16 protein-coding genes are annotated in these 18,434 nt (G+C 74.1%); 9 read left to right on the top strand and 7 right to left on the bottom strand.

Annotated features, from left to right (window positions below; all coding sequences use genetic code 11):
• Positions 1-25 precede the first annotated feature (25 nt).
• From hrpB to ACK8OX_RS19080, 4 genes are all read right to left on the bottom strand, one after another.
• On the bottom strand, positions 26-2,470 hold the full coding sequence (gene hrpB / locus ACK8OX_RS19065) for an ATP-dependent helicase HrpB (RefSeq protein WP_430665822.1): 2,445 nt from the start codon (positions 2,468-2,470) through the stop codon (positions 26-28).
• Positions 2,471-2,542: 72 nt separating this feature from the next.
• Positions 2,543-3,667: a G1 family glutamic endopeptidase gene (locus ACK8OX_RS19070; RefSeq protein ID WP_430665823.1), complete on the bottom strand. Its 1,125-nt coding sequence runs from the start codon at positions 3,665-3,667 to the stop codon at positions 2,543-2,545.
• A gap of 4 nt (positions 3,668-3,671) precedes the next feature.
• A complete protein-coding gene (locus ACK8OX_RS19075; protein ID WP_430665824.1) occupies positions 3,672-4,652 on the bottom strand; it encodes a phosphatase PAP2 family protein in 981 nt (326 codons plus the stop codon).
• A gap of 49 nt (positions 4,653-4,701) precedes the next feature.
• Entirely contained in the window at positions 4,702-6,261 is a 1,560-nt protein-coding gene (locus tag ACK8OX_RS19080) for a winged helix-turn-helix domain-containing protein (RefSeq protein ID WP_430665825.1), read from the bottom strand.
• Positions 6,262-6,481: 220 nt separating this feature from the next.
• Here ACK8OX_RS19080 and ACK8OX_RS19085 point away from each other — a divergent pair, with 220 nt between their 5' ends.
• The 3 genes from ACK8OX_RS19085 to ACK8OX_RS19095 all read left to right on the top strand — a co-directional run bounded on the left by ACK8OX_RS19085 (position 6,482) and on the right by ACK8OX_RS19095 (position 11,079).
• Entirely contained in the window at positions 6,482-7,480 is a 999-nt protein-coding gene (locus ACK8OX_RS19085; RefSeq protein ID WP_430665826.1) for a TAXI family TRAP transporter solute-binding subunit, read from the top strand.
• Positions 7,481-7,624: 144 nt separating this feature from the next.
• Positions 7,625-9,943, top strand: a complete 2,319-nt coding sequence (locus ACK8OX_RS19090) for a methyl-accepting chemotaxis protein (RefSeq protein WP_430665827.1) — start codon at positions 7,625-7,627, stop codon at positions 9,941-9,943.
• A gap of 116 nt (positions 9,944-10,059) precedes the next feature.
• Complete coding sequence (locus ACK8OX_RS19095) at positions 10,060-11,079, top strand: aspartate-semialdehyde dehydrogenase (RefSeq protein WP_430665828.1); 1,020 nt, start codon at positions 10,060-10,062, stop codon at positions 11,077-11,079.
• A gap of 124 nt (positions 11,080-11,203) precedes the next feature.
• Here the strand turns inward: ACK8OX_RS19095 and ACK8OX_RS19100 are convergent, their stop codons facing one another.
• The gene (locus ACK8OX_RS19100; protein ID WP_430665829.1) at positions 11,204-11,353 is read right to left on the bottom strand and encodes a hypothetical protein; all 150 of its coding nucleotides are present in this window, start codon (positions 11,351-11,353) and stop codon (positions 11,204-11,206) included.
• Positions 11,354-11,520: 167 nt separating this feature from the next.
• Here ACK8OX_RS19100 and sdhC point away from each other — a divergent pair, with 167 nt between their 5' ends.
• From sdhC to ACK8OX_RS19120, 4 genes are all read left to right on the top strand, one after another.
• Positions 11,521-11,964: a succinate dehydrogenase, cytochrome b556 subunit gene (gene sdhC, locus ACK8OX_RS19105; RefSeq protein WP_430665830.1), complete on the top strand. Its 444-nt coding sequence runs from the start codon at positions 11,521-11,523 to the stop codon at positions 11,962-11,964.
• Positions 11,965-11,972: 8 nt separating this feature from the next.
• The gene (sdhD, locus tag ACK8OX_RS19110; RefSeq protein ID WP_430665831.1) at positions 11,973-12,398 is read left to right on the top strand and encodes a succinate dehydrogenase, hydrophobic membrane anchor protein; all 426 of its coding nucleotides are present in this window, start codon (positions 11,973-11,975) and stop codon (positions 12,396-12,398) included.
• A gap of 75 nt (positions 12,399-12,473) precedes the next feature.
• Positions 12,474-14,285 (top strand): succinate dehydrogenase flavoprotein subunit, encoded by a 1,812-nt coding sequence (gene sdhA, locus ACK8OX_RS19115; protein ID WP_430665853.1) that lies wholly within the window; start codon positions 12,474-12,476, stop codon positions 14,283-14,285.
• Between the two features lie 7 nt (positions 14,286-14,292).
• The gene (locus tag ACK8OX_RS19120; RefSeq protein ID WP_430665832.1) at positions 14,293-15,075 is read left to right on the top strand and encodes a succinate dehydrogenase iron-sulfur subunit; all 783 of its coding nucleotides are present in this window, start codon (positions 14,293-14,295) and stop codon (positions 15,073-15,075) included.
• Between the two features lie 49 nt (positions 15,076-15,124).
• On the opposite strand, the gene ACK8OX_RS19125 is transcribed toward ACK8OX_RS19120, so the two are convergent.
• Together ACK8OX_RS19125 and ACK8OX_RS19130 are read right to left on the bottom strand one after the other, a co-directional pair.
• Entirely contained in the window at positions 15,125-15,886 is a 762-nt protein-coding gene (locus ACK8OX_RS19125; RefSeq protein WP_430665833.1) for a sulfite exporter TauE/SafE family protein, read from the bottom strand.
• Positions 15,883-16,482: a DUF938 domain-containing protein gene (locus ACK8OX_RS19130; protein WP_430665834.1), complete on the bottom strand. Its 600-nt coding sequence runs from the start codon at positions 16,480-16,482 to the stop codon at positions 15,883-15,885. The genes ACK8OX_RS19125 and ACK8OX_RS19130 overlap by 4 nt, the downstream gene beginning before the upstream one ends.
• A 145-nt stretch (positions 16,483-16,627) precedes the next feature.
• Between ACK8OX_RS19130 and ACK8OX_RS19135 the strand changes: the two genes are divergently transcribed.
• Together ACK8OX_RS19135 and ACK8OX_RS19140 are read left to right on the top strand one after the other, a co-directional pair.
• Complete coding sequence (locus ACK8OX_RS19135) at positions 16,628-17,833, top strand: PQQ-dependent sugar dehydrogenase (RefSeq protein WP_430665835.1); 1,206 nt, start codon at positions 16,628-16,630, stop codon at positions 17,831-17,833.
• Positions 17,833-18,417, top strand: coding sequence for a c-type cytochrome (locus ACK8OX_RS19140; RefSeq protein ID WP_430665854.1), 585 nt, complete (start codon positions 17,833-17,835; stop codon positions 18,415-18,417). Before ACK8OX_RS19135 ends, ACK8OX_RS19140 begins: the two co-directional genes overlap by 1 nt.
• Positions 18,418-18,434 lie beyond the last annotated feature (17 nt).

An 18,434-nucleotide genomic window follows, 5' to 3' on the forward strand; every position in this document is an offset into this window, starting at 1 on the left:
TGGGCGGCGCGCGGCGCCGGCGGCGTCACCCCCCCTTCCACGGCTCCTCCGGCCAGGCGTGGCGGGGATAGCGGCCGCGCATCTCCTTCCGCACCTCCGTCCAGCCGCCCCGCCAGAACCCCGCCAGGTCCCCGGTCAGCGCCACCGGCCGCCCGGCGGGGGACAGCAGCGCGACCTGCAGCGGCACCCGCCCCTCCGCCAGCGGCGGCGTGCCGGCCATGCCGAACAGGTGCTGCGCCCGGGCCTCGAGCGTCGGCACCTCGCGGTCGTAGTCGATCGCCGCCGAACGCCCGCCCGGCAGGTCGAGCCGTGCGGGCAGCGCCGCGTCCAGCCGCCGCTGCCGGTCCCAGGGCAGCATCCCGCGCAGCACCTCCACCAGGTTCAGCGCCTTCGCCTCGGCCAGCTTCGCGCGGCCGTGCAGATGGGGGGCGAGCCACTCCCCGGCCGTCGCGGCCAGCGCGGCATCCGACAGGTCCGGCCAGTCCCCGCCTTCCACCCGGCGCATCCAGCCGATGCGGGCACGCAGCTGCCGCGCGGCCGCGGTCCAGTCGAGGTCGCGGAACCCGCGTTCGGCGATGGCGGCGGCCAGCGCGGCGGCGACCGTCGCCGGGTCCGGCGCGGGCAGCGCCTGCTCCTCCAGCACCAGCGGGCCGAACATGCGCCGGCGCCGGGCCAGCACGGCGCCCGCCCGCGCATCGAAGGCCGCCCCTTCCTCCCAGCGGAGCCGTTCGGGGAAGCGCGCCTGCAGCGTCCCGAGGTCGAGCGGCGCGGCCATGCGGATCCGCGCCTCCGTCCCCTGCAATTCCAGCTCCGCCACCGCCAGCAGCGGCGCCCGGCCGAGCGGGTCCGTCGCCGGCAGGCGGGCGCCCTGCCCGGAGGCGAGCCGGAAGGCGCCGTCCATGGTGCCCCGCTTCGCCGCGATCCGGTCCGGGAAGCCCGCCGCCAGCAGCGGCCCCGCCTCGCCCCCCGGCAGGGCGTTGCCGTGCAGGCGCAGCCGGCGGCGGTGCAGCGCGGCGGCGCGGCGGATGCGGTGCAGCGTCGCGCCGTCGGCATCGCGGTGGTCGGCGCCGTGCAGCAGTTCGAGCCGCAGGTTCACGTCGGCCGGTGCGTCCCGCCCCCTGATCGGGTCGCGCTCCTCCAGCAGGGCGGCGAGGTCGGCGGCCAGCGCCTTCTCCCCCTCATCCACCGCGGCGAGCATCATCCGCGCGAGCCGGGGATGCGTGCCCATCCGCGCCATGGCGCGGCCCATCGGCGTGATCCGCCCCGCCGCGTCCAGCGCATCCAGGTCCCGCAGCAGCGCCCGCCCCGCCGCCATGGCGCCGGCCGGCGGCGGGTCGAGGAAGGCGAGGTCGGCCGGCGCCGCTCCCCAGGCCGCGCAGTCGAGCGCGAGGCCCGACAGCTCCGCCTCCAGGATCTCCGGCCGGTCCTGGAGCGCGAGGCCGCGATGCAGCGCCTCGCTCCACAGCCGGATCGCGACGCCCGGCGCGGTGCGGCCCGCGCGGCCGGCGCGCTGTTCGGCCGCGGCCCGGCTGATCCGCACCGTGGCCAGCCGCGCGAGGCCGGAAGCCTGGTCCAGCCGCGGCGTGCGGCGGAAGCCGCCATCCACCACGATCCGCACCCCCGGCACCGTCAGCGACGTCTCGGCGATCGAGGTCGCGAGCACGACCTTGCGCCGCGCCGAGGGGTTCAGCGCGCGGTCCTGCTCGGCCGGCGGCATCTCGCCATGCAGGGGCAGCACCTCGGCCTCCACGCCCGAAAGCCGCTCCGCGGTGCGGCGGATCTCGCCCCACCCCGGCAGGAAGGCCAGCACGTCGCCCGGGTGGCGCGTCAGCGCGTCGCGGATGGCACCGGCCATCGCGTCGGGCAGCTCCCGCGCGTCCTTCAGGTCCCGCGCCCGGTGCTCCACCGCGACGGGGAAGGCGCGGCCGAGGGATTCGACCACCGGCGCATCGCCGAGCGCCGCACGGAAGGGCGCGATGTCGAGCGTTGCGGACATGGCCAGCAGCCTCAATTCCGGCCGCAGCGCGCGCTGGAGGTCGAGGCAGAGGGCGAGAGCGAGGTCGGTGTCGAGGTTGCGCTCATGCGCCTCGTCGAACAGCACGGCGGCGACGCCGTCGAGCCCCGGGTCGGATTGCAGGCGGCGCACCAGCAGCCCCTCCGTCACCACCTCCACCCGCGTCCGGTCCGAGACCGCGCGGTCGAGCCGGGTGGCAAGGCCGATGGTTCCGCCCGGCTGCGCCTCCCCCACCAGTTCCGCCATGCGGCGGGCGGCGGCGCGGGCGGCGACGCGGCGGGGCTCCAGCACCAGGATCCGGCCGGCCGCCGCCCAGGGTTCCTCCATCAGCGCCAGCGGCGCGAGCGTGGTCTTGCCCGCGCCGGGCGGCGCGACGAGCACGGCATTCGGCCCCCCGCGCAGCGCGGCGGCGAGGCGGGGCAGCGCCTCGGTGACGGGAAGTTCGGGAAGGGGCATGGGCGCAGCATAGGCGCCCGGCCGGACCCTGCCGAGCCGGCGGGGGCGGCCGTCCCCTGGCGGGGCGGGGCGTCATACCCGGCAGCGCACCGTGAGCAGGGTGCGGTCCGCGCCGGGCCGGTCGGGCAGGGCGATGCGCGGGGCGCGGCAGGGACCGGTCCGGCGGTCATGCATCCGCACCAGCCGCCGCCCGTCGAGCGCGCGCAGGTCCGCCGCCTCGTGGAAGGGTTGGCCGGGGGCGCGGATGGCGGCGATGCAGTCGGCGAAGGTCACCGCCCCGACATCCGGCAGCGGATACAGCTCCTCGCGGCCCATCACCGTCGGACGCTCGACGACCCACACGGCGGCGAGGCCGGGCACCGGCGCGGGGGTCGCGTGCGCCTGCCTCGCCAGCTCGTCCTTCGGCGGGCCGGAATGCCACAGCGCCCCATCCTCCTGCCCCGTCGTCTCGTTGCGGATGCAGAGCACGACGCGGTCCTCGGCGTGGAGCGCCAGCCAGCAGGTCACCTCGTCGCCCGGGGAGAGGCGGAAATCCTCGAAGGCCATCTCTCCATACTGCTCCCCGCGCACCCACCACTGCGCCCAGGCATAGGTGGACACCCAGCGCCGGCCGTCCTGGAAGCATTCCGCCGTGGTGGTGCCGATCTGCGGAAGCGACCCCGCCATGCGGCTGTGCCCGTCGAGCCCGACCCAGACCGAACAGCGCCGCGACAGCGGGACATCCGGGGTCGGCCCCTCGATCGGCGGCGCGGCGGTGGCCGAGGGGCGGGCGTCCGGCACGCGCCAGCGGCCGCTGACGGCCGAGAAGCGTTCGCCGTCGCGCGCGGTGAGGATGGCGCCCGACCAGTTGCGGCTGCCCTGCCAGCGGCTGCCGCCGAAACCCGCTGCGCCGTTGTTGGAGAAGCACGGCGAGTGGGACAGGTGCCGGTGCTCCACCTCCGCCCGCGGCGCGATCGTGCCGGTGGCGGCGGAGCGGCGAAGCGCCGTCCAGCGCGCCACCAGCCCCGGCGCGGCCCGCGGCCCCGGCCAGGGCGGCCGCGCGCCCCCGAGGAAGGCGGCGCGGTAGCCTTCCGGCGTCTCTCCGAATTCCGCCCCGGGATCGAGCGGATAGGCCGGCAGCCGGCGCGCCCGTTCCCGGCCGGCCCGGCGGGCGAGCTCGACGATCCTCCCGATGGCGAGGCCCGTGTTCCCGCCCACCGGATCAGCCCCACTCGGCCCGGGCGGCGGCGAGCGTGGCGGCGAAGCGGGGCAGCGCCACCACCACCGGGGCGAGCTGCGACGCCAGTTCCCGCCCCGCTTCCGTGTCGCTCGGGTAGTGCAGGCCCGCGATCTCCCGGTTGCGGGCGATGCGTTCGGCCAGCGCGTCGACCGCCGCCTGCGCCGCGGCCGATACGCTGCCCGTGGTGGCGCAGCCGATGCAGGCCGCGATCAGGAAGGCCTGGGTGGCGTGGCCGGAGGGATAGGCGGCATGGCCCGGCACCGCGACCGGCGGGCGCAGCGCCGCGCAGACCTGCGACGGCCGGCGCCGGTCCTCCAGCATCTTGAAGTGCTGGGCGGCGAAGCCCGCCACCAGCGACGCCGCGGCCAGGACGGCCTGGGTGGCCGGGTGGCTGCCCGGGGCGGCCGAGAGCACGCCCATGAAGTGGCTGATGAACTCGTTGTCCTGCGACAGGATCTCCCCCATCGCGTCGGCGCGCTCATCCTCGGCGTAGCGGATGAGCTGGTCGATCTCCTCGTCCACCGCCTCGACCAGCGGCTTGCCGCCGGCGGCAAGCCGGGTGCGCCAGCCTGTCAGGGCGAGGCCCTTCGTGCCGGTGGCGCGCCGTCCGGCCTCGCGCTGGCGGTCGCGCCAGGCGGGGGTGTCGGTGAACTCCGCCAGGATGTGCCAGGCGCGCCATTCGGCGGCCCAGCGCCGGCCGAAGGCGCCGTCATGGCCGGCGCGGAAGTCGCGGTCGGCGATGCGCTTCGGCGTGAAGGCGGAGGGCAGGGCCACGAAGGGCAGGTCCGCGCGGTCGGGGAAGAACCAGGCGCCGCCGCCCGAATACCCGCCATTGCCCTGATTTCCCTGGTTGCCCTGATTTCCCTGGTTGCCCTGGTTGCCCTGGTTGCCCTGGTTGCCCTGGTTGCCCTGGTTGCCCTGGTTGCCCTGGTTGCCCTGGTTGCCCTGGTTGCTGCCCGACATCCCGGGATCCTCCCTTGCCTCGGCACGCCGCATGTTGCGGGCCGGCAATCTATTCCGGCAACCCCGACCGCCGCAGGCGTTCCACGAACAGGTCGCGCATCGCCCCTTGCAGCGGCGTGCGCGCCGCGAAGGCACGGAGCGAGAAGCCGGGGTCGCGCGCCAGCATCGCCGCGGCCGCGCGGCGTGCCTCCTCCTCCCGCCCGAGCGCGACCAGGGCGGCGGCCAGCGTCCGCCAGTTCGGCAGGTGCTGCGGGTTCGATGCCATGGAATCGCGCGCGAAGGCGGCCGCGCGGTCGAAGTCGCCGGCGGTGTAGTGGGCCTGCGCCAGGATGTGCTCATGCAGGAAGGTGAAGGGGTCGAAGGGCGCGAGACGCAGCCCGCGTTCCGCCCAGCGCAGCGCCTCCGGTCCCTCGTCCAGCCAGCAGCGCAGCGCGCCGCCCCAGCTCCAGGCCATCGCGCAGCTCGGGCTCGTCGCGACCGCCTGGTCCAGCATCCGCCGGGCGGGCGCGAAGTCGCGCTCGGCATAGCCGCGCAGGAAGCCGCCGAGCGCGAGGGAGAAGGCGTCGTGCGGGTCGCGCTCCAGCGCCGCCGCGGCGTGGCGGCCGGCGGCTGCCTCCTCCTCCGCCCCCGCCCAGCCCTGCGCGATGCGCAGCGAATGCCACCAGGCGGTGTAGCTGTGGGGCAGGGCGCTGTCCGGATCGGCCGCCATGGCCTGGGCCAGCAGCGCGCGGGCGCGGTCCATCGCCGCGCGGTCAAGCCGCCGGATCTCGTTCAGCGCGCGCAGCACCAGGTCGTAGGCGCTGAGGCTGGCGGGCGGCTTGCGCAGCGCGCGCGCCATCTCCTGCCCGCGCAGCTCCGGCGCGATGGTGGTGACCACCGCTTCGGAGATGCGGTCCTGCAGCGCGAACAGGTCCGCCGCGTCGCCGTCGTAGCGGTCGGTGCGCAGGATGGTGCCGCGCACCGCATCGGTCAGCTCGGTGGTGATGCGCAGCCGCCCGCCGGCGCGGCGCACGCCCCCGTACAGGACGTAGCGCACGCCGAGTTCCCGCCCCGCCGCGCGCGCATCCGTGGTCACCTGCGCGAAGGCGAGCGCCGAGCTGCGGCCGATGACGAAGATGCCGTCGAGCCCGGCCAGCACATGGACGATGCCCTCGATGATGCCGTCGGCGAAATAGGCGTCCTCCGGGTCCGGGTTGTCGCGGCGGAAGGGCAGCACCGCGATGGAGGGCCGGTCGTCCGCGCGGGGCGAGAGCAGGGGAGGGGCGAAGGCGGCGGGGGGCGCATCGGCCGCCACCTCCGCCTGCAGCAGGTAGCCGCGGCGCGGCATGGTCCGCAGCAGCGACGCGCCGGCGTCGCCCATCGCCTTGCGCAGCTCGACCACGCACTGCGTGATGCTGTCGTCGGTGACGAAGATGCCGGGCCAGACCGCGTCCAGGATCTCGCCGCGCGCCACCACCCGGCCGGGGTTCCGCAGCAGGAAGCGCAGCAGGTCGAGGGTCTTGGGCCGCAGCACCGTCTCGCCGCCATCGGGCGCGACGAGCACGCCGCGCGCCTCGTCGAGGGTGCAGTGGCCGAAGCGGATCCTCCGCACGACAGACGTCAGGTCCATCACTCCACCGGGATCGTTCCCGGACAGTTTAGCGCCCCGTCCGCGGAGGGGCGGGGGCTGCGGCGCGATCCCCTGGCTGTATCACGCAGTGTTGCGACGCAACAACCGCGCGCCGGCGGCCCCCTTGCCATGCCCCGGGCCGGTGAGGCGGGCGGGCGTGTCAATTTCGCTTCCGCCCTGGTAGGGTGGCGTCCATATCGACACCACGGGAGGAAAAAGAATGCGTCGTCGCGTGATCCTGGGCGGGCTCGGTGCCGGCCTCGCGATGCCGGGCCTCGCGGGGCTCCGCCCGCTGGCGGCGCAGCCGCGCAACCCCGCCTGGCCGCGCGCCATCAACATGGGCACCGCCGCGCCCGGCGGCACCTATGCGCTCTACGGGCCCGCCTGGGGCCAGATGGCGCAGGAGGCGACGGGCGTGCAGATCAGCTACCGCACCACCCAGGGCCCGAACCAGAACATCATCCTGGTCCAGCGGCGCGAGGTGGAGCTTGGCATGGCGACGATGGGCGTCGCCCTGCAGGCCTGGAACGGCCAGGGCGAGTGGACGCAGGGCAACCGCTTCCGGGACATCCGCGCGATCTTCCCGATGTACGACACGCCCTTCCACGGCATCGCGCTGAAGTCGTCGGGCATCACCTCCCACGCGCAGCTCGGCGGGCGCAGCGTCGGCGTCGGGCCGCGGGGCGGCACGCCGGGCACCTACTACCCGCTGATCCTCCAGCATCTCGGCGTGCGGCCTTCCGCCGTCCGCTACGGCTCGGCCTCCGACCTCGCGGGGCAGATCCAGGACCGGCTGCTCGACGCCTTCCTCTTCGCGACCGGCGTTCCCGCCCCCGCCTTCAGCGAGCTGGAGGTGCAGGCCGACGTCAACTACCTCGACTTCACCGAGGAGGAGACGCGCCGCCTGACCCAGCAATTCCCCGAACTGGCGGCCGGCACGCTGCCCATGGGCACCTACCGGAAGCAGGAACGGCCGCTGCGCATCGTGGGCATGTACAACTTCGCCATCGGCCACCGCAGCCTGCCGGACGACCTGGTCTACGAGATCACCAAGTCGGTCCTGTCGCAGAACGCCCGCTTCCGCCAGGCCATCTCCACGGCGTCGGAGACACTGGCCGAGAACTGGACGAAGAACAGCTTCCTGCCCTTCCACCCCGGCGCCGCGCGCTACCTGCGCGAGGTCGGGCAGCAGGTGCCGGACAGCCTGGTCCTGGCCTGATCCCCGACATCCCGCCGCGGCAGGCGCGACGCGCCGCGCCGCGGCGGGGTGGACGGCGCGCCGCACGGCCCGGATTCCGCCTGCCTTAGCAGCGCGTCAACGTAGTGCCGCCAGTCTCCGGACGGTCAGTCCGGGGACCCTGCCATGCGCCTCATCAACCGCCTCTCCGTCGGCCGCAAGCTTGCGGCCTCCGCCGCGCTCGCCTTGCTGCTGCTGGTCGGGCTGGTCGGCATCGTCTGGCATGAGACCGCGGGCATGCTGGACGAGCAGCAGGACGCCGCCCGCAGCGAGGCCGCGCGCGACCGCATCGACGACGGCGCCGCCGCGCTGCGCTCCGTCGCCGTTCTGGAACGCGACCTGCTGCTGACCCAGGACCAGCCCGGCCAGGCTCCCGCGCGGGAGAGGCTGATGGCGCGGCTGGAGGAAGGGCTGGCGCTGGTGGTGGACGGCGCGGGCAATCACGGCGATGCCGCCGTGTCGGGCGCGGCGGACCCGCTGGCGCGCGCCGTCGCGGCCTATCGCGTCGCGCTCGCCGCGCTGGCCGAGGAGCGGGTGCGGCTGATCCGCCTGCGGGACGACCGGCTGACCGCGCTGTCCACCGAATACGACAGCGTCTTCGAATCCGTCACCGCCAGCATCGGCTTCGACCTCGGGGGCGACGCGCAGGAGGATGCGCGCCAGCGCGTGATGACGGTCCACGCCGCGGTGAACGAGGTTCGGCTCGGCGTCCAGCGCCTGCTGGCGACGGGGGAGGAGACGCAGGTGCGCCGGGTGCGCCGCGGCGCGGCGCAGGCGCGGGTGCATGGCCGCGGGCTCGGCGCCATCGAGGCGCCGCAGCGCATGAAGGACGACTTCGCGCGCCTGGCGGACAAGGCGCAGGCCATCGCCGGCGCGGCGGACGACCTGCTCGCCTCGGGCGAGACCGTCGCCCGCATCCGCCAGGAGCAGGTGCAGCCGGCCCGCGCGACGCTGGAAGGCGCGTTGACCCAGCTCGACGCCGCCTCGCTCGCCTCGGCGCAGCGGCGGCGCGCGGAACTGTCGGCGACGGCGCAGGGCGTGCAGCGCGCCGCGCTGTGGACGGGGCTCGCCATCGCGCTGGTGCTGGTGCTGTCGGGGCTGCTGATGGCGCGCGCCATCGGCGCGCCGCTGCGCCGGCTGGCGGGGGCGATGGCCGCGATCTCGGCCGGGGACACCTCGGTCGCGGTGCCGGACCGCGGCCGCGGCGACGAGATCGGCGCCATCTCCGCCGCGCTCGAGACGCTGCGCGGCACGGTCGGGCGGGCCTTCGCGCAAGGGCAGATGCTGGAACAGCTGCCGGCGGCGGTGGTCAACGCCGACCCGCGCGACGGCTTCCGCATCACCTACATGAACGCCGAATCGCACCTGCTGCTGGCGCGCATCGCGCATCTGCTGCCCTGCCCGCCGGACCAGATGACGGGTCGGGGCATCGAGGCGCTGCACCGCGGCGCCGAACGGCAGCGCGACCTGCTGTCCGATCCCGGGCGTCTGCCCCACACCGAGAAGCTGCGGCTTGGCGAGGAGGTGCTGGAACTGCGCTATTCCGCCATCCACGACGCGGCGGGCGGCTACACCGGCACGATGCTGAGCTGGCAGCTGGTGACCGAGAAGGCGCGCCTGGCCGACACCTTCGAGACGGAGGTCGGCGCGGTGGTGGAGGCGGTGGCCGCGAGCGCGGAGCGCCTGCAGGGCTCGGCGAGCGAATTGTCCGCCGCGGCCGAAACCTCGGGGCGCGAGGCGGCGGCGGTGTCCGAGGCCGGCAGCCGCGCCCACAGCGACGTGCAGTCCGTCGCCGCCGCGGCCGAGGAGATGGCGGCCTCCGTCACCGAGATCGCCCGCCAGGTGGGCGAGGCGGCCGAGGTCGCGAGCCGCGCCGTGTCCGAGGCGCGCGCGACCGACGCGACCGTGCAGGGCCTGTCGGAAGCCGCCTCCCGCATCGGCGACGTGGTGCGGCTGATCGGCGACATCGCGGGCCAGACCAACCTCCTCGCGCTCAACGCCACCATCGAGGCGGCGCGCGCGGGGGAGGCCGGGAAGGGCTTCGCGGTGGTGGCGAGCGAGGTGAAGTCGCTCGCCGGCCAGACCGCGAAGGCGACCGAGGAGATCGCCGCCCAGATCGGCCAGATGCAGCAGGCCACCACCCAGGCCGTCGCCGCCATCCGCGGCATCGGCGCGACGGTGGAACGCACCAGCCAGATCGCCACCGCCATCGCCGCGGCGGTGGAGGAACAGGGCGCCGCCACGCAGGAGATCGCCCGCAGCGCGACGCAGGTGGCCGAGGCGACGGAGACGGTGGCGAGCCGCATCTCCGGCGTGCGCGGCGCGGCGGAGGCGACCGGCGGTTCGGCCGCCGCGATGCGCGACGACAGCGGCGCGCTCGCCTCGCAGGCGGCGGCGCTGCGCGAGAAGGCGGGCAGCTTCCTGCGGGCCGTGCGGGCGATGTAGCCCGCGCGGCCGGGCCGGGAGGCGGGCGCGGAACCCCCCGGGGCCCCGCCGCCGGTTGCCCTCGCCCGCCATCCGCCCTACCTGCCCGGTCCAGCATCCCGGATCGGACAGGCAGCATGGGCTACAAACTCGCCGTGGTCGGCGCCACGGGGACCGTCGGGCGCGAGATCCTGAAGACCCTGGCGGAGCGGAACTTCCCGGCCGAGGACGTGGTCGCGCTGTCCACCGGCCGCGCCGGCGGGCAGGAGGTGTCCTTCGGCGAGGACCGCGTCCTCCGCGTCAAGGGCCTGGAAGGCTTCGACTTCGGCGACACCGACCTCGCCTTCTTCTCGGCCGGGGCGGCCGCGGCGGCGGCCCATGCGCCGCGCGCGGCCGCCGCCGGCTGCGCGGTGATCGACGACAGCCCGCGCTTCCGGATGGAGCCGGACGTGCCGCTGATCGTGCCGGAGGTGAATGCGGCGGCGCTGAAGGGCATGCGGCGGCGGCGGGTGGTGGCGAACCCTGATGCCGCTTCCATCCTGCTCGCGGTGGCGCTGAAGCCGCTGCACGCCGCGGGCCGCGCGCGGCGCGTCGTCGCCACCGTCTGCCAGGCCGTCTCCGGCGCGGGGAAGGAGGGGATGGACGAGCTCTGGGCCCAGACCCGCGGCATCTACGTGAACGAGGCGCCGCCCGCCGAGCAGTTCCCGAAGCAGATCGCCTTCAACCTCATCCCGCAGGTCGATGTCTTCCAGGATGACGGGACGACGGCGGCCGAGGCGACGCTGCCGCTCGAGATGCGCAAGATCCTCGACCCCGACCTGGCGCTGGTGGCGACCTGCCTGCGCGTGCCGGTCTTCATCGGCCATGCGGCGGCGGTCACGGTGGAGTTCGAACGCCCCCTGGCCGAGAAGGCGGCCTGGGCCGCCCTGCGGGAGGCGCCGGGGATCACCGTGCTCGACCGTCGGGAGGAGGGCGGCTACCCCAGCCCGGCGGAAATCGCGGGGGAGGACGCGGTCTTCGTCGGCCGTCTGCGGCGCGACCCGACGGTGCCGAACGGACTTGCCTTCTGGTGCGTGGCCGACAACCTGCGCAAGGGCGCGGCGCTGAACGCGGTGCAGATCGCCGAGGAGATGGTGGCGCAGAAGCTGCTGGACTGACCGACCCGGCCTTCCGGGCCGCTTCCGGGCCGCTTCCGGGCTGCCGAACGCCGGCGCCGGCCGGATGCGCCGGGTGCAAGGCGGCTGCCCGAGGGCGCCCCCCCTTCTCCCCGTCCGGCCGCCGTCAGAACAGCGCCTTCGCCAGGGCTGCCGCCGCGGCGCCGGCGGTCAGCAGCTTGTGGACGAGGTCGAGCACGCGCTGCGCCGTCCAGGGCGCCGGGGCGGGCCGGCGACGGGCGAAACGCGGCAGCCTGGGCGATTCGGAGCCTCGCATGGCATTAGGATATTATTCCTTGTGCTGCGATGCATGTCTCTTCTTCGGGACGATTCCCTTCGCCCCCCTGCGTTGACGCTGCGGTGCGGCGCACCATAGAAGACGGCCTGAGAAAGACGGCGCGCGCCGCCCCCTGCGCCGCCGCGCGACTGAGGAGCGGACGCCGCATGTCCACGATGCAGGATAACCGGGAGGCGACGATGATCGGTCGCCGTTCCGACGGCACGCCGGTGAAGCGCCCGCTTTCCCCGCATCTGCAGGTCTACGACATGATGCAGATGACGAGCGCGCTTTCGATTTCGCACCGCATCAGCGGCGTGGTCTGGACGGCGGGCGTGGTGGTGATGGTGTGGTGGCTGGTGGCCGCCGCGTCCGGGGCCGCGGCCTTCGGGCAGGTGCAGTGGTTCCTGGGATCCTTCCTGGGCATCCTGCTGCTGATGGGCGTCACGGCGGCGGCCTGGTACCACACGCTGGCGGGCATCCGGCACCTGGCCTGGGACTATGGCTGGGGCTACGACATCCCGACCACCTACCGGACCGGCCGCGCGGTGCTGATCGGCACCGCGGTGCTGACCGTGCTGACCTGGCTTGCGCTGCTGCTCTCCTGGTGATCCGATCCATGTCCCATTCCACCTCCGGCCAGCCGCCGCGCCAGGCCCAGCTCCGCACCCCCCTTGGCCGCGTGCGCGGCGCGGGGTCCGCCAAGTCCGGCGTCCATCACTGGTGGATGCAGCGCGTCACCTCCATCGCGCTGCTGCCGCTGACGATCTGGTTCGTCGCCTCGCTCGCCACCTCCGCCGGGCTCACCCATGCCGAGGCGCTGGCCTGGATCGGGCATCCCTTCAACGCGACGCTGCTGCTGGCGCTGATCGCCCTGACTTTCCACCACACGGCGTCTGGCCTGCAGGTGGTGATCGAGGACTACACGAACAGCGACACGCTGAAGATCGCGCTGATCCTGCTGACCAAGGGCGTCTGCTGGCTGCTGGGCATTGCCGCGGCGCTGGCGGTGCTCAGGATTGCGGTTTTGCGGGTTGTCGCCTGAGCCGGGCGGACCAAATTCTCATCTGACCGGCGGCGCTCCATCCCGGGCGACGCCAGACCAATGGACGACAAGCGGATGAACGCGATCTCCAAGCCTTCGCGCGGGGCCTACCGCGTCGTGGACCACACCTACGACGTGGTGGTGGTGGGCGCCGGCGGCGCCGGCCTGCGTGCGACCTTCGGCATGGGCGCGGCGGGGCTGAAGACCGCCTGCATCACCAAGGTCTTCCCGACCCGGTCCCACACGGTCGCCGCCCAGGGCGGCGTCGGCGCCGCGCTCGGCAACATGGGCGAGGATGACTGGCGCTGGCACATGTACGACACCGTGAAGGGGTCGGACTGGCTGGGCGACCAGGACGCCATCGAGTACATGTGCCGCGAAGCCATCCCGGCCATCATCGAGCTCGAGCACTACGGCGTGCCCTTCAGCCGGACCGAGGACGGCAAGATCTACCAGCGGCCCTTCGGCGGCCACATGCAGAACTACGGCAAGACGCCCGCGATGCGCGCCTGCGCCGCCGCCGACCGCACCGGCCACGCCATCCTGCACACGCTCTACCAGCAGTCGCTGAAGCACAACTGCGAGTTCTTCGTCGAATACTTCGCCCTCGACCTCATCATGGACGAGGACGGCGCCTGCCGCGGCGTCACCGCCTGGTGCCTCGAGGACGGGTCGATCCATCGCTTCCGCGCCCAGACCGTGGTGCTGGCGACCGGCGGCTACGGCCGCGCCTATTTCTCCTGCACCTCGGCCCATACCTGCACGGGCGACGGCGGCGGCATGGTGCTGCGCGCGGGCCTGCCGCTGCAGGACAACGAGTTCGTGCAGTTCCACCCGACCGGCATCTACGGCTCGGGCTGTCTCGTCACCGAAGGCGCCCGCGGCGAGGGCGGCTACCTGACGAATTCGGAAGGCGAACGCTTCATGGAGCGCTACGCGCCGACGGCGAAGGACCTCGCCTCGCGCGACGTCGTCTCCCGCGCGATGTCGATGGAGATCCGCGAAGGCCGCGGCGTCGGCCCGTTGAAGGACCACATCCACCTGCACCTGGAGCATCTGGGCGCGGACCTGCTGCATGAGCGGCTGCCCGGCATCTCCGAGACGGCGAAGATCTTCGCCGGCGTGGACGTGACGAAGGAGCCGATCCCGATGCTGCCGACCGTCCACTACAACATGGGCGGCATCCCGACCAACATCCACACCGAGGTGCTGAACCCGACCGCCCAGGACCAGGACCGCGTGGTCCCCGGCCTGATGGCGGTGGGCGAGGCCGCCTGCGTCAGCGTCCACGGCGCCAACCGGCTTGGCACCAATTCGCTGCTCGACCTCGTGGTGTTCGGCCGCGCCGCGGCGCACCGCGCGTCCGAGACGCTGAAGCCCGGCGCGTCCCAGCCGCCACTCCCCGCCGGCGCGGGGGAGGCCAGCCTCGACCGCTTCGACCGCGTGCGCCACGCCAAGGGCGGCTCCTCGGTGGCCGATGTGCGGCTGCAGATGCAGCGCACCATGCAGGAGCATGCGGCGGTGTTCCGCACCAGCCAGCTGCTGAAGGAAGGCGTCGAGAAGATGAACCGCGTGGCCGCCGGCTACGACGACATCAAGATCGCCGACCGGTCGCTGATCTGGAACAGCGACCTGGTCGAGGCGCTGGAACTCGACAACCTGATCGGCAACGCGCTGACCACCGTGGTCGGCGCCGAGGCGCGCAAGGAAAGCCGCGGCGCGCACGCGCATGAGGACTTCCCCGAGCGCGACGACCAGAACTGGATGAAGCACACCCTGGCCTGGGTGGACGACAAGCGCGCGGTCAAGCTCGACTACCGCGACGTGAAGATGCGCACCCTGACCAACGAAGTTCAGGTCTTCCCGCCCAAGGCGCGGGTGTACTGAGGCGGCAATGGCAACCTTCACCCTTCCCAAGAACTCCACGATCACGAAGGGCAAGCACTTCCCCGCGCCGTCCGGCGCGAAGAAGGTGCGGTCCTTCCGGATCTATCGCTGGGACCCGGACTCGGGCGAGAACCCGCGCACGGACACCTACGACATCGACCTCGAGCAGTGCGGGCCGATGGTCCTGGACGCGCTGATCAAGATCAAGAACGAGATCGACAGCACGCTGACCTTCCGGCGGTCCTGCCGGGAAGGCATCTGCGGCTCCTGCTCGATGAACATCGACGGGCTGAACACCCTCGCCTGCCTCAAGCCGATCGAGGACGTGAAGGGCGAGGTGAAGATCCACCCGCTGCCGCACATGCCGGTGGTGAAGGACCTCGTCCCCGACCTCAGCCAGATCTACGCGCAGCTGCGCAGCGTGGAGCCCTGGCTGAAGGCCGACACGCCCCCGCCGCCGGACGGGGAGCGGCTGCAGTCGAAGGAGGAACGCGCGAAGCTGGATGGCCTGTGGGAGTGCATCCTGTGCTTCTGCTGCTCCACCGCCTGCCCGTCCTACTGGTGGAACGGCGACCGCTACCTCGGCCCCGCCGTGCTGCTGCAGGCCTATCGCTGGATCGCCGACAGCCGCGACGAGTCGACGGGCGAGCGTCTCGACGCGCTCGAGGATCCGTTCAAGCTCTATCGCTGCCACACCATCATGAACTGCGCCCGGACCTGCCCGAAGGGGCTGAACCCCGCGCAGGCGATCGGCGAGATCAAGAAGATGCTGGCCGAGCGCCAGGTCTGATACGGCGCGCCATCCCGGCCAGCCCCGTCCCGGCGGGGCTGGCCGGACCTTACCGCAGCCACCCGTCCCAGACCGGCAGCGACACCAGCGCCGCCGCGGCGATCATCGCATAGCAGGCGCGGCGGAACACCGCCTCCGACACCACGCCGAACAGCCGCGCGCCTATCCAGACCCCGGCGCCATAGACCGGCCAGGCCACCAGCAGCGGCCCCAGCAGCGCCGCGGTGAACAGCCCCGCCACCGCATAGGCCAGCGCCGTCACCACCCCCGCGGCCGCGAGGAACAGGCTGAAGATCGCGCGCAGCTGCGCCGGCGGCAGGTGCCGCCCCAGCAGCCAGGCCATCACCGGCGGCCCCGGCACCAGCGCGACCCCCGCCAGCACCCCCGCCACCGCGCCGACGCCGAGCGTCACCCGCAATCGCGGCGCCGCGGAGAAGCGCCACCCCGACGCCACCATCGCCAGCAGCGCCAGGATGACGGCCGAGACCAGCCAGCGCAGCGCCACCGGATCGCCCCCCGCCAGCAGTGCCACCCCCGCCGGCAGCCCCGCCGCGACGCCGAGCGTCAGCCACCCCACCTCCTTCCGGTCCGCCATCCGCCAGCCGCCGGGAAGCAGCGCGACGATGGCGGCGAAATCCATCACCAGCAGCAGCGGCGCCGCGACCCGCGGCCCGACCGCGGCGGCGGCCAGCGGCACGAAGATCAGCGCCGCGCCGAAGCCCGAGAAGCCGCGCGCCACCCCGGATGCCAGCGCGGCGAAGGCCAGCAGCAGCGCGGCGGGCGCGGCCGGCAGCAGGTCGGGCACCGTCACCGCCGCCGGAAGGCCACGATCAGGTTGTTGGCAGGCATCTCCGTGACCTCCGGCGGGCCGAAGCCGGCGCGCGCCGCGGCCTCGGCCACCTCCTCCAGCCGCCGCAGCCCCCATTGCGGGTCGCGGGCGCGGAGCGAGGCATCGAAGGCCTCGTTGCCCGGCGCGGTCGGCACGCCGGCCCGCAGGAAGGGCCCGTAGAGCACCAGCGGCGCCCCCGCGCCCAGCACCCGTGCCGCGCCGTGCAGCAGGCCCGCCGTCGCGGCCGGGGGCGCGATGTGGATCATGTTGATGCACAGCACGGCATCGGCCCGCGCCAGCGGCCAGTCCGCCGCGGTCGCGTCCAGCGGCAGGGCGGGGCGGACATTCGGCAGCCCCGCGCACCAGGCATCGATGCTGGCGCGGTCCTCCGCCCCGGGGTCGGTGGGCTGCCAGGCGAGCGCCGGCAGCGCGGCGGCGAAATGCGCGCAATGCTCGCCCGTGCCGCTCGCCACCTCCAGCACCAGGCCGGCGGGCGGCAGCAGGCGGCGCAGCACGGCCAGGATCGGGTCGCGGTTGCGGGCGGCGGCCGGTGCGGTGCGGCGGGGATCGTCGGACATGCGCCCCTGTCCCGCCGGGCCGCGGCGGGGTCAAGCCGGGCCGCGGGCGGCAGCACGCAATCGGTTGCGGCCGGACGGCAAGGCGGGGCATCCTGCGGCCGCGCGCCCGCCACGCCGAGCGGGCCGATGCAGGGAGAGACAGAGGATGGTCCGCAGCATGCTTGCGGCCGGCCTGGTGGCGGCCGCCTTCGCCCTTCCGGCCCTCGCGCAGGCGCCGGCCGCCCCGCCCACCGGCGCGCCGCCCGGCACGGCGATGAACCCCGCCCTCGCCCCCCATGCCCCGCGCATGACGGTGACGCCGCCCGACCAGCTGCCGGTCGCCGCGCTGCGACTGCCGGACGGCTTCCGCGCCGAAGTCTTCGCCCATGGCATCCCCGGCGCGCGGATGATGACGGAAGGGCCGGGCGGGACGATCTTCGTCGGCACCCGCACCATCGGCCGCGTCTATGCGGTGAGCCCGAACCCGGACGGCACCACGCGCACCCGCATCGTCGCGCAGGGGCTCGCGCAGCCGAACGGCGTCGCGATGGTGGGCGACAGCCTCTACGTCATGGCGATCAACCGCGTGCTGCGCTTCGACGGGATCGAGGCGCGGCTCGACAACCCGCCCGCGCCGGCCGACCTGACCGCGGCGTTCAACCTGCCGCCGGACCAGCATCACGGCTGGAAGTTCCTGACCCTCGGGCCGGACGGGCGGCTCTATACGAATGTCGGCGTGCCCTGCAACATCTGCGAATTCGACCGCGACCGCTTCGCGCTGCTCGTCTCCTTCAACCCCGACGGCAGCGACCGCCGGATCGAGGCGCGCGGCATCCGCAACAGCGTCGGCATGGGCCACCACCCGGTGACGCGGGAGCTCTGGGCCACCAACAACGCGCGCGACTGGCTGGACAACGACCTGCCCGAGGACAGCCTGCACCGCATCCGCCGCAGCGGCGAGGACCACGGCTTCCCCTATTGCGTCGGCAGCTTCGCCGATCCCGGCGCGCATGCCCGGCGCGACTGCGCGGAATTCGACCAGCCTGCCGCCCTGCTCGGCCCGCACACCGCGGCGCTCGGGATGCGCTTCTACACGGGCGCGATGTTCCCCGAGGCCTACCGCAACGCCATCTTCATCGCCCGCCGCGGATCCTGGAACCGCGAGAGGCTGTCGGGCTTCGACGTGGTGGTGGCGAAGCTCGACGCGCAGGGCAACGTGACGGGGATCGAGCCCTTCATGACCGGCTGGCGCGACGATGCGAACCAGCGCTTCCTTGGCCGGCCGGTGGATGTGCATGTGATGCGCGACGGCTCCCTCCTCGTCGCGGATGAGCAACTGGGCGCGATCTACCGCGTGACCTACGGGCGGTGATGCGGCTGGCCCTGGCGGCGGCCGCGCTGGCCGCCGCGCTGTCCGCGCCCGGCGCCGGGGCGCAGGATGCACGGCGCGGGGCGGCGCTGGCCGCCCATGCCTGCGGCAACTGCCACGGCGCCGACGGACGGTCGCAGATGGCGGGCATCCCCTCGCTCGCCGGCCAGCCGGCACCCTTCGTGACGATGCAGATGATCCTGTTCCGCGAGGGGCTGCGCATCGCGCCGCCGATGGGCGACTTCGCGCGCGGCATCCCCGATGCCGACATCGAGGACCTCGCGGCCTTCTTCGCCGCCCAGCCCCCCGGCCCGCCCGATGACCGCGCCCCGCGCGAACCGGCGCTGTTCGACCGCGGGCGTGCCCTGTCCGAACGGATGCGCTGCGGCGCCTGCCACCTGCCGGACTATCGCGGGCGGGAACAGATCCCCCGCCTCGCCGCCCAGCGGGAGGAGTTCCTGGCGGCAACGCTGGCGGAGTACCGCGACAACCGCCGCGTCGGCAGCGACACGCAGATGAATGCGGTGATGTACGGCGTCGCCGATGCGGACATCGCCGCCCTGGCGCATTACCTGGCGCAGCAGTAGCGCCAGGCGGCCCGGCG

The organism is Falsiroseomonas sp. CW058 (assembly GCF_050563535.1).
In the GTDB taxonomy this organism is placed as follows: domain Bacteria; phylum Pseudomonadota; class Alphaproteobacteria; order Acetobacterales; family Acetobacteraceae; genus Falsiroseomonas.

What these genes read in the sequence shown, in the direction of transcription:
- ACK8OX_RS19085 (WP_430665826.1), top strand. Translation starts at nt 6,482, where the DNA reads ATGCGTCGTCGCGTGATCCTGGGCGGGCTCGGTGCCGGCCTCGCGATG.
- hrpB (WP_430665822.1), bottom strand. Translation starts at nt 2,470, where the DNA reads ATGCCCCTTCCCGAACTTCCCGTCACCGAGGCGCTGCCCCGCCTCGCC.
- ACK8OX_RS19135 (WP_430665835.1), top strand. Translation starts at nt 16,628, where the DNA reads ATGGTCCGCAGCATGCTTGCGGCCGGCCTGGTGGCGGCCGCCTTCGCC.
- ACK8OX_RS19075 (WP_430665824.1), bottom strand. Translation starts at nt 4,652, where the DNA reads ATGTCGGGCAGCAACCAGGGCAACCAGGGCAACCAGGGCAACCAGGGC.
- ACK8OX_RS19090 (WP_430665827.1), top strand. Translation starts at nt 7,625, where the DNA reads ATGCGCCTCATCAACCGCCTCTCCGTCGGCCGCAAGCTTGCGGCCTCC.
- sdhC (WP_430665830.1), top strand. Translation starts at nt 11,521, where the DNA reads ATGTCCACGATGCAGGATAACCGGGAGGCGACGATGATCGGTCGCCGT.
- ACK8OX_RS19080 (WP_430665825.1), bottom strand. Translation starts at nt 6,261, where the DNA reads ATGGACCTGACGTCTGTCGTGCGGAGGATCCGCTTCGGCCACTGCACC.
- ACK8OX_RS19100 (WP_430665829.1), bottom strand. Translation starts at nt 11,353, where the DNA reads ATGCGAGGCTCCGAATCGCCCAGGCTGCCGCGTTTCGCCCGTCGCCGG.
- ACK8OX_RS19120 (WP_430665832.1), top strand. Translation starts at nt 14,293, where the DNA reads ATGGCAACCTTCACCCTTCCCAAGAACTCCACGATCACGAAGGGCAAG.
- sdhA (WP_430665853.1), top strand. Translation starts at nt 12,474, where the DNA reads ATGAACGCGATCTCCAAGCCTTCGCGCGGGGCCTACCGCGTCGTGGAC.
- sdhD (WP_430665831.1), top strand. Translation starts at nt 11,973, where the DNA reads ATGTCCCATTCCACCTCCGGCCAGCCGCCGCGCCAGGCCCAGCTCCGC.
- ACK8OX_RS19130 (WP_430665834.1), bottom strand. Translation starts at nt 16,482, where the DNA reads ATGTCCGACGATCCCCGCCGCACCGCACCGGCCGCCGCCCGCAACCGC.
- ACK8OX_RS19095 (WP_430665828.1), top strand. Translation starts at nt 10,060, where the DNA reads ATGGGCTACAAACTCGCCGTGGTCGGCGCCACGGGGACCGTCGGGCGC.
- ACK8OX_RS19140 (WP_430665854.1), top strand. Translation starts at nt 17,833, where the DNA reads ATGCGGCTGGCCCTGGCGGCGGCCGCGCTGGCCGCCGCGCTGTCCGCG.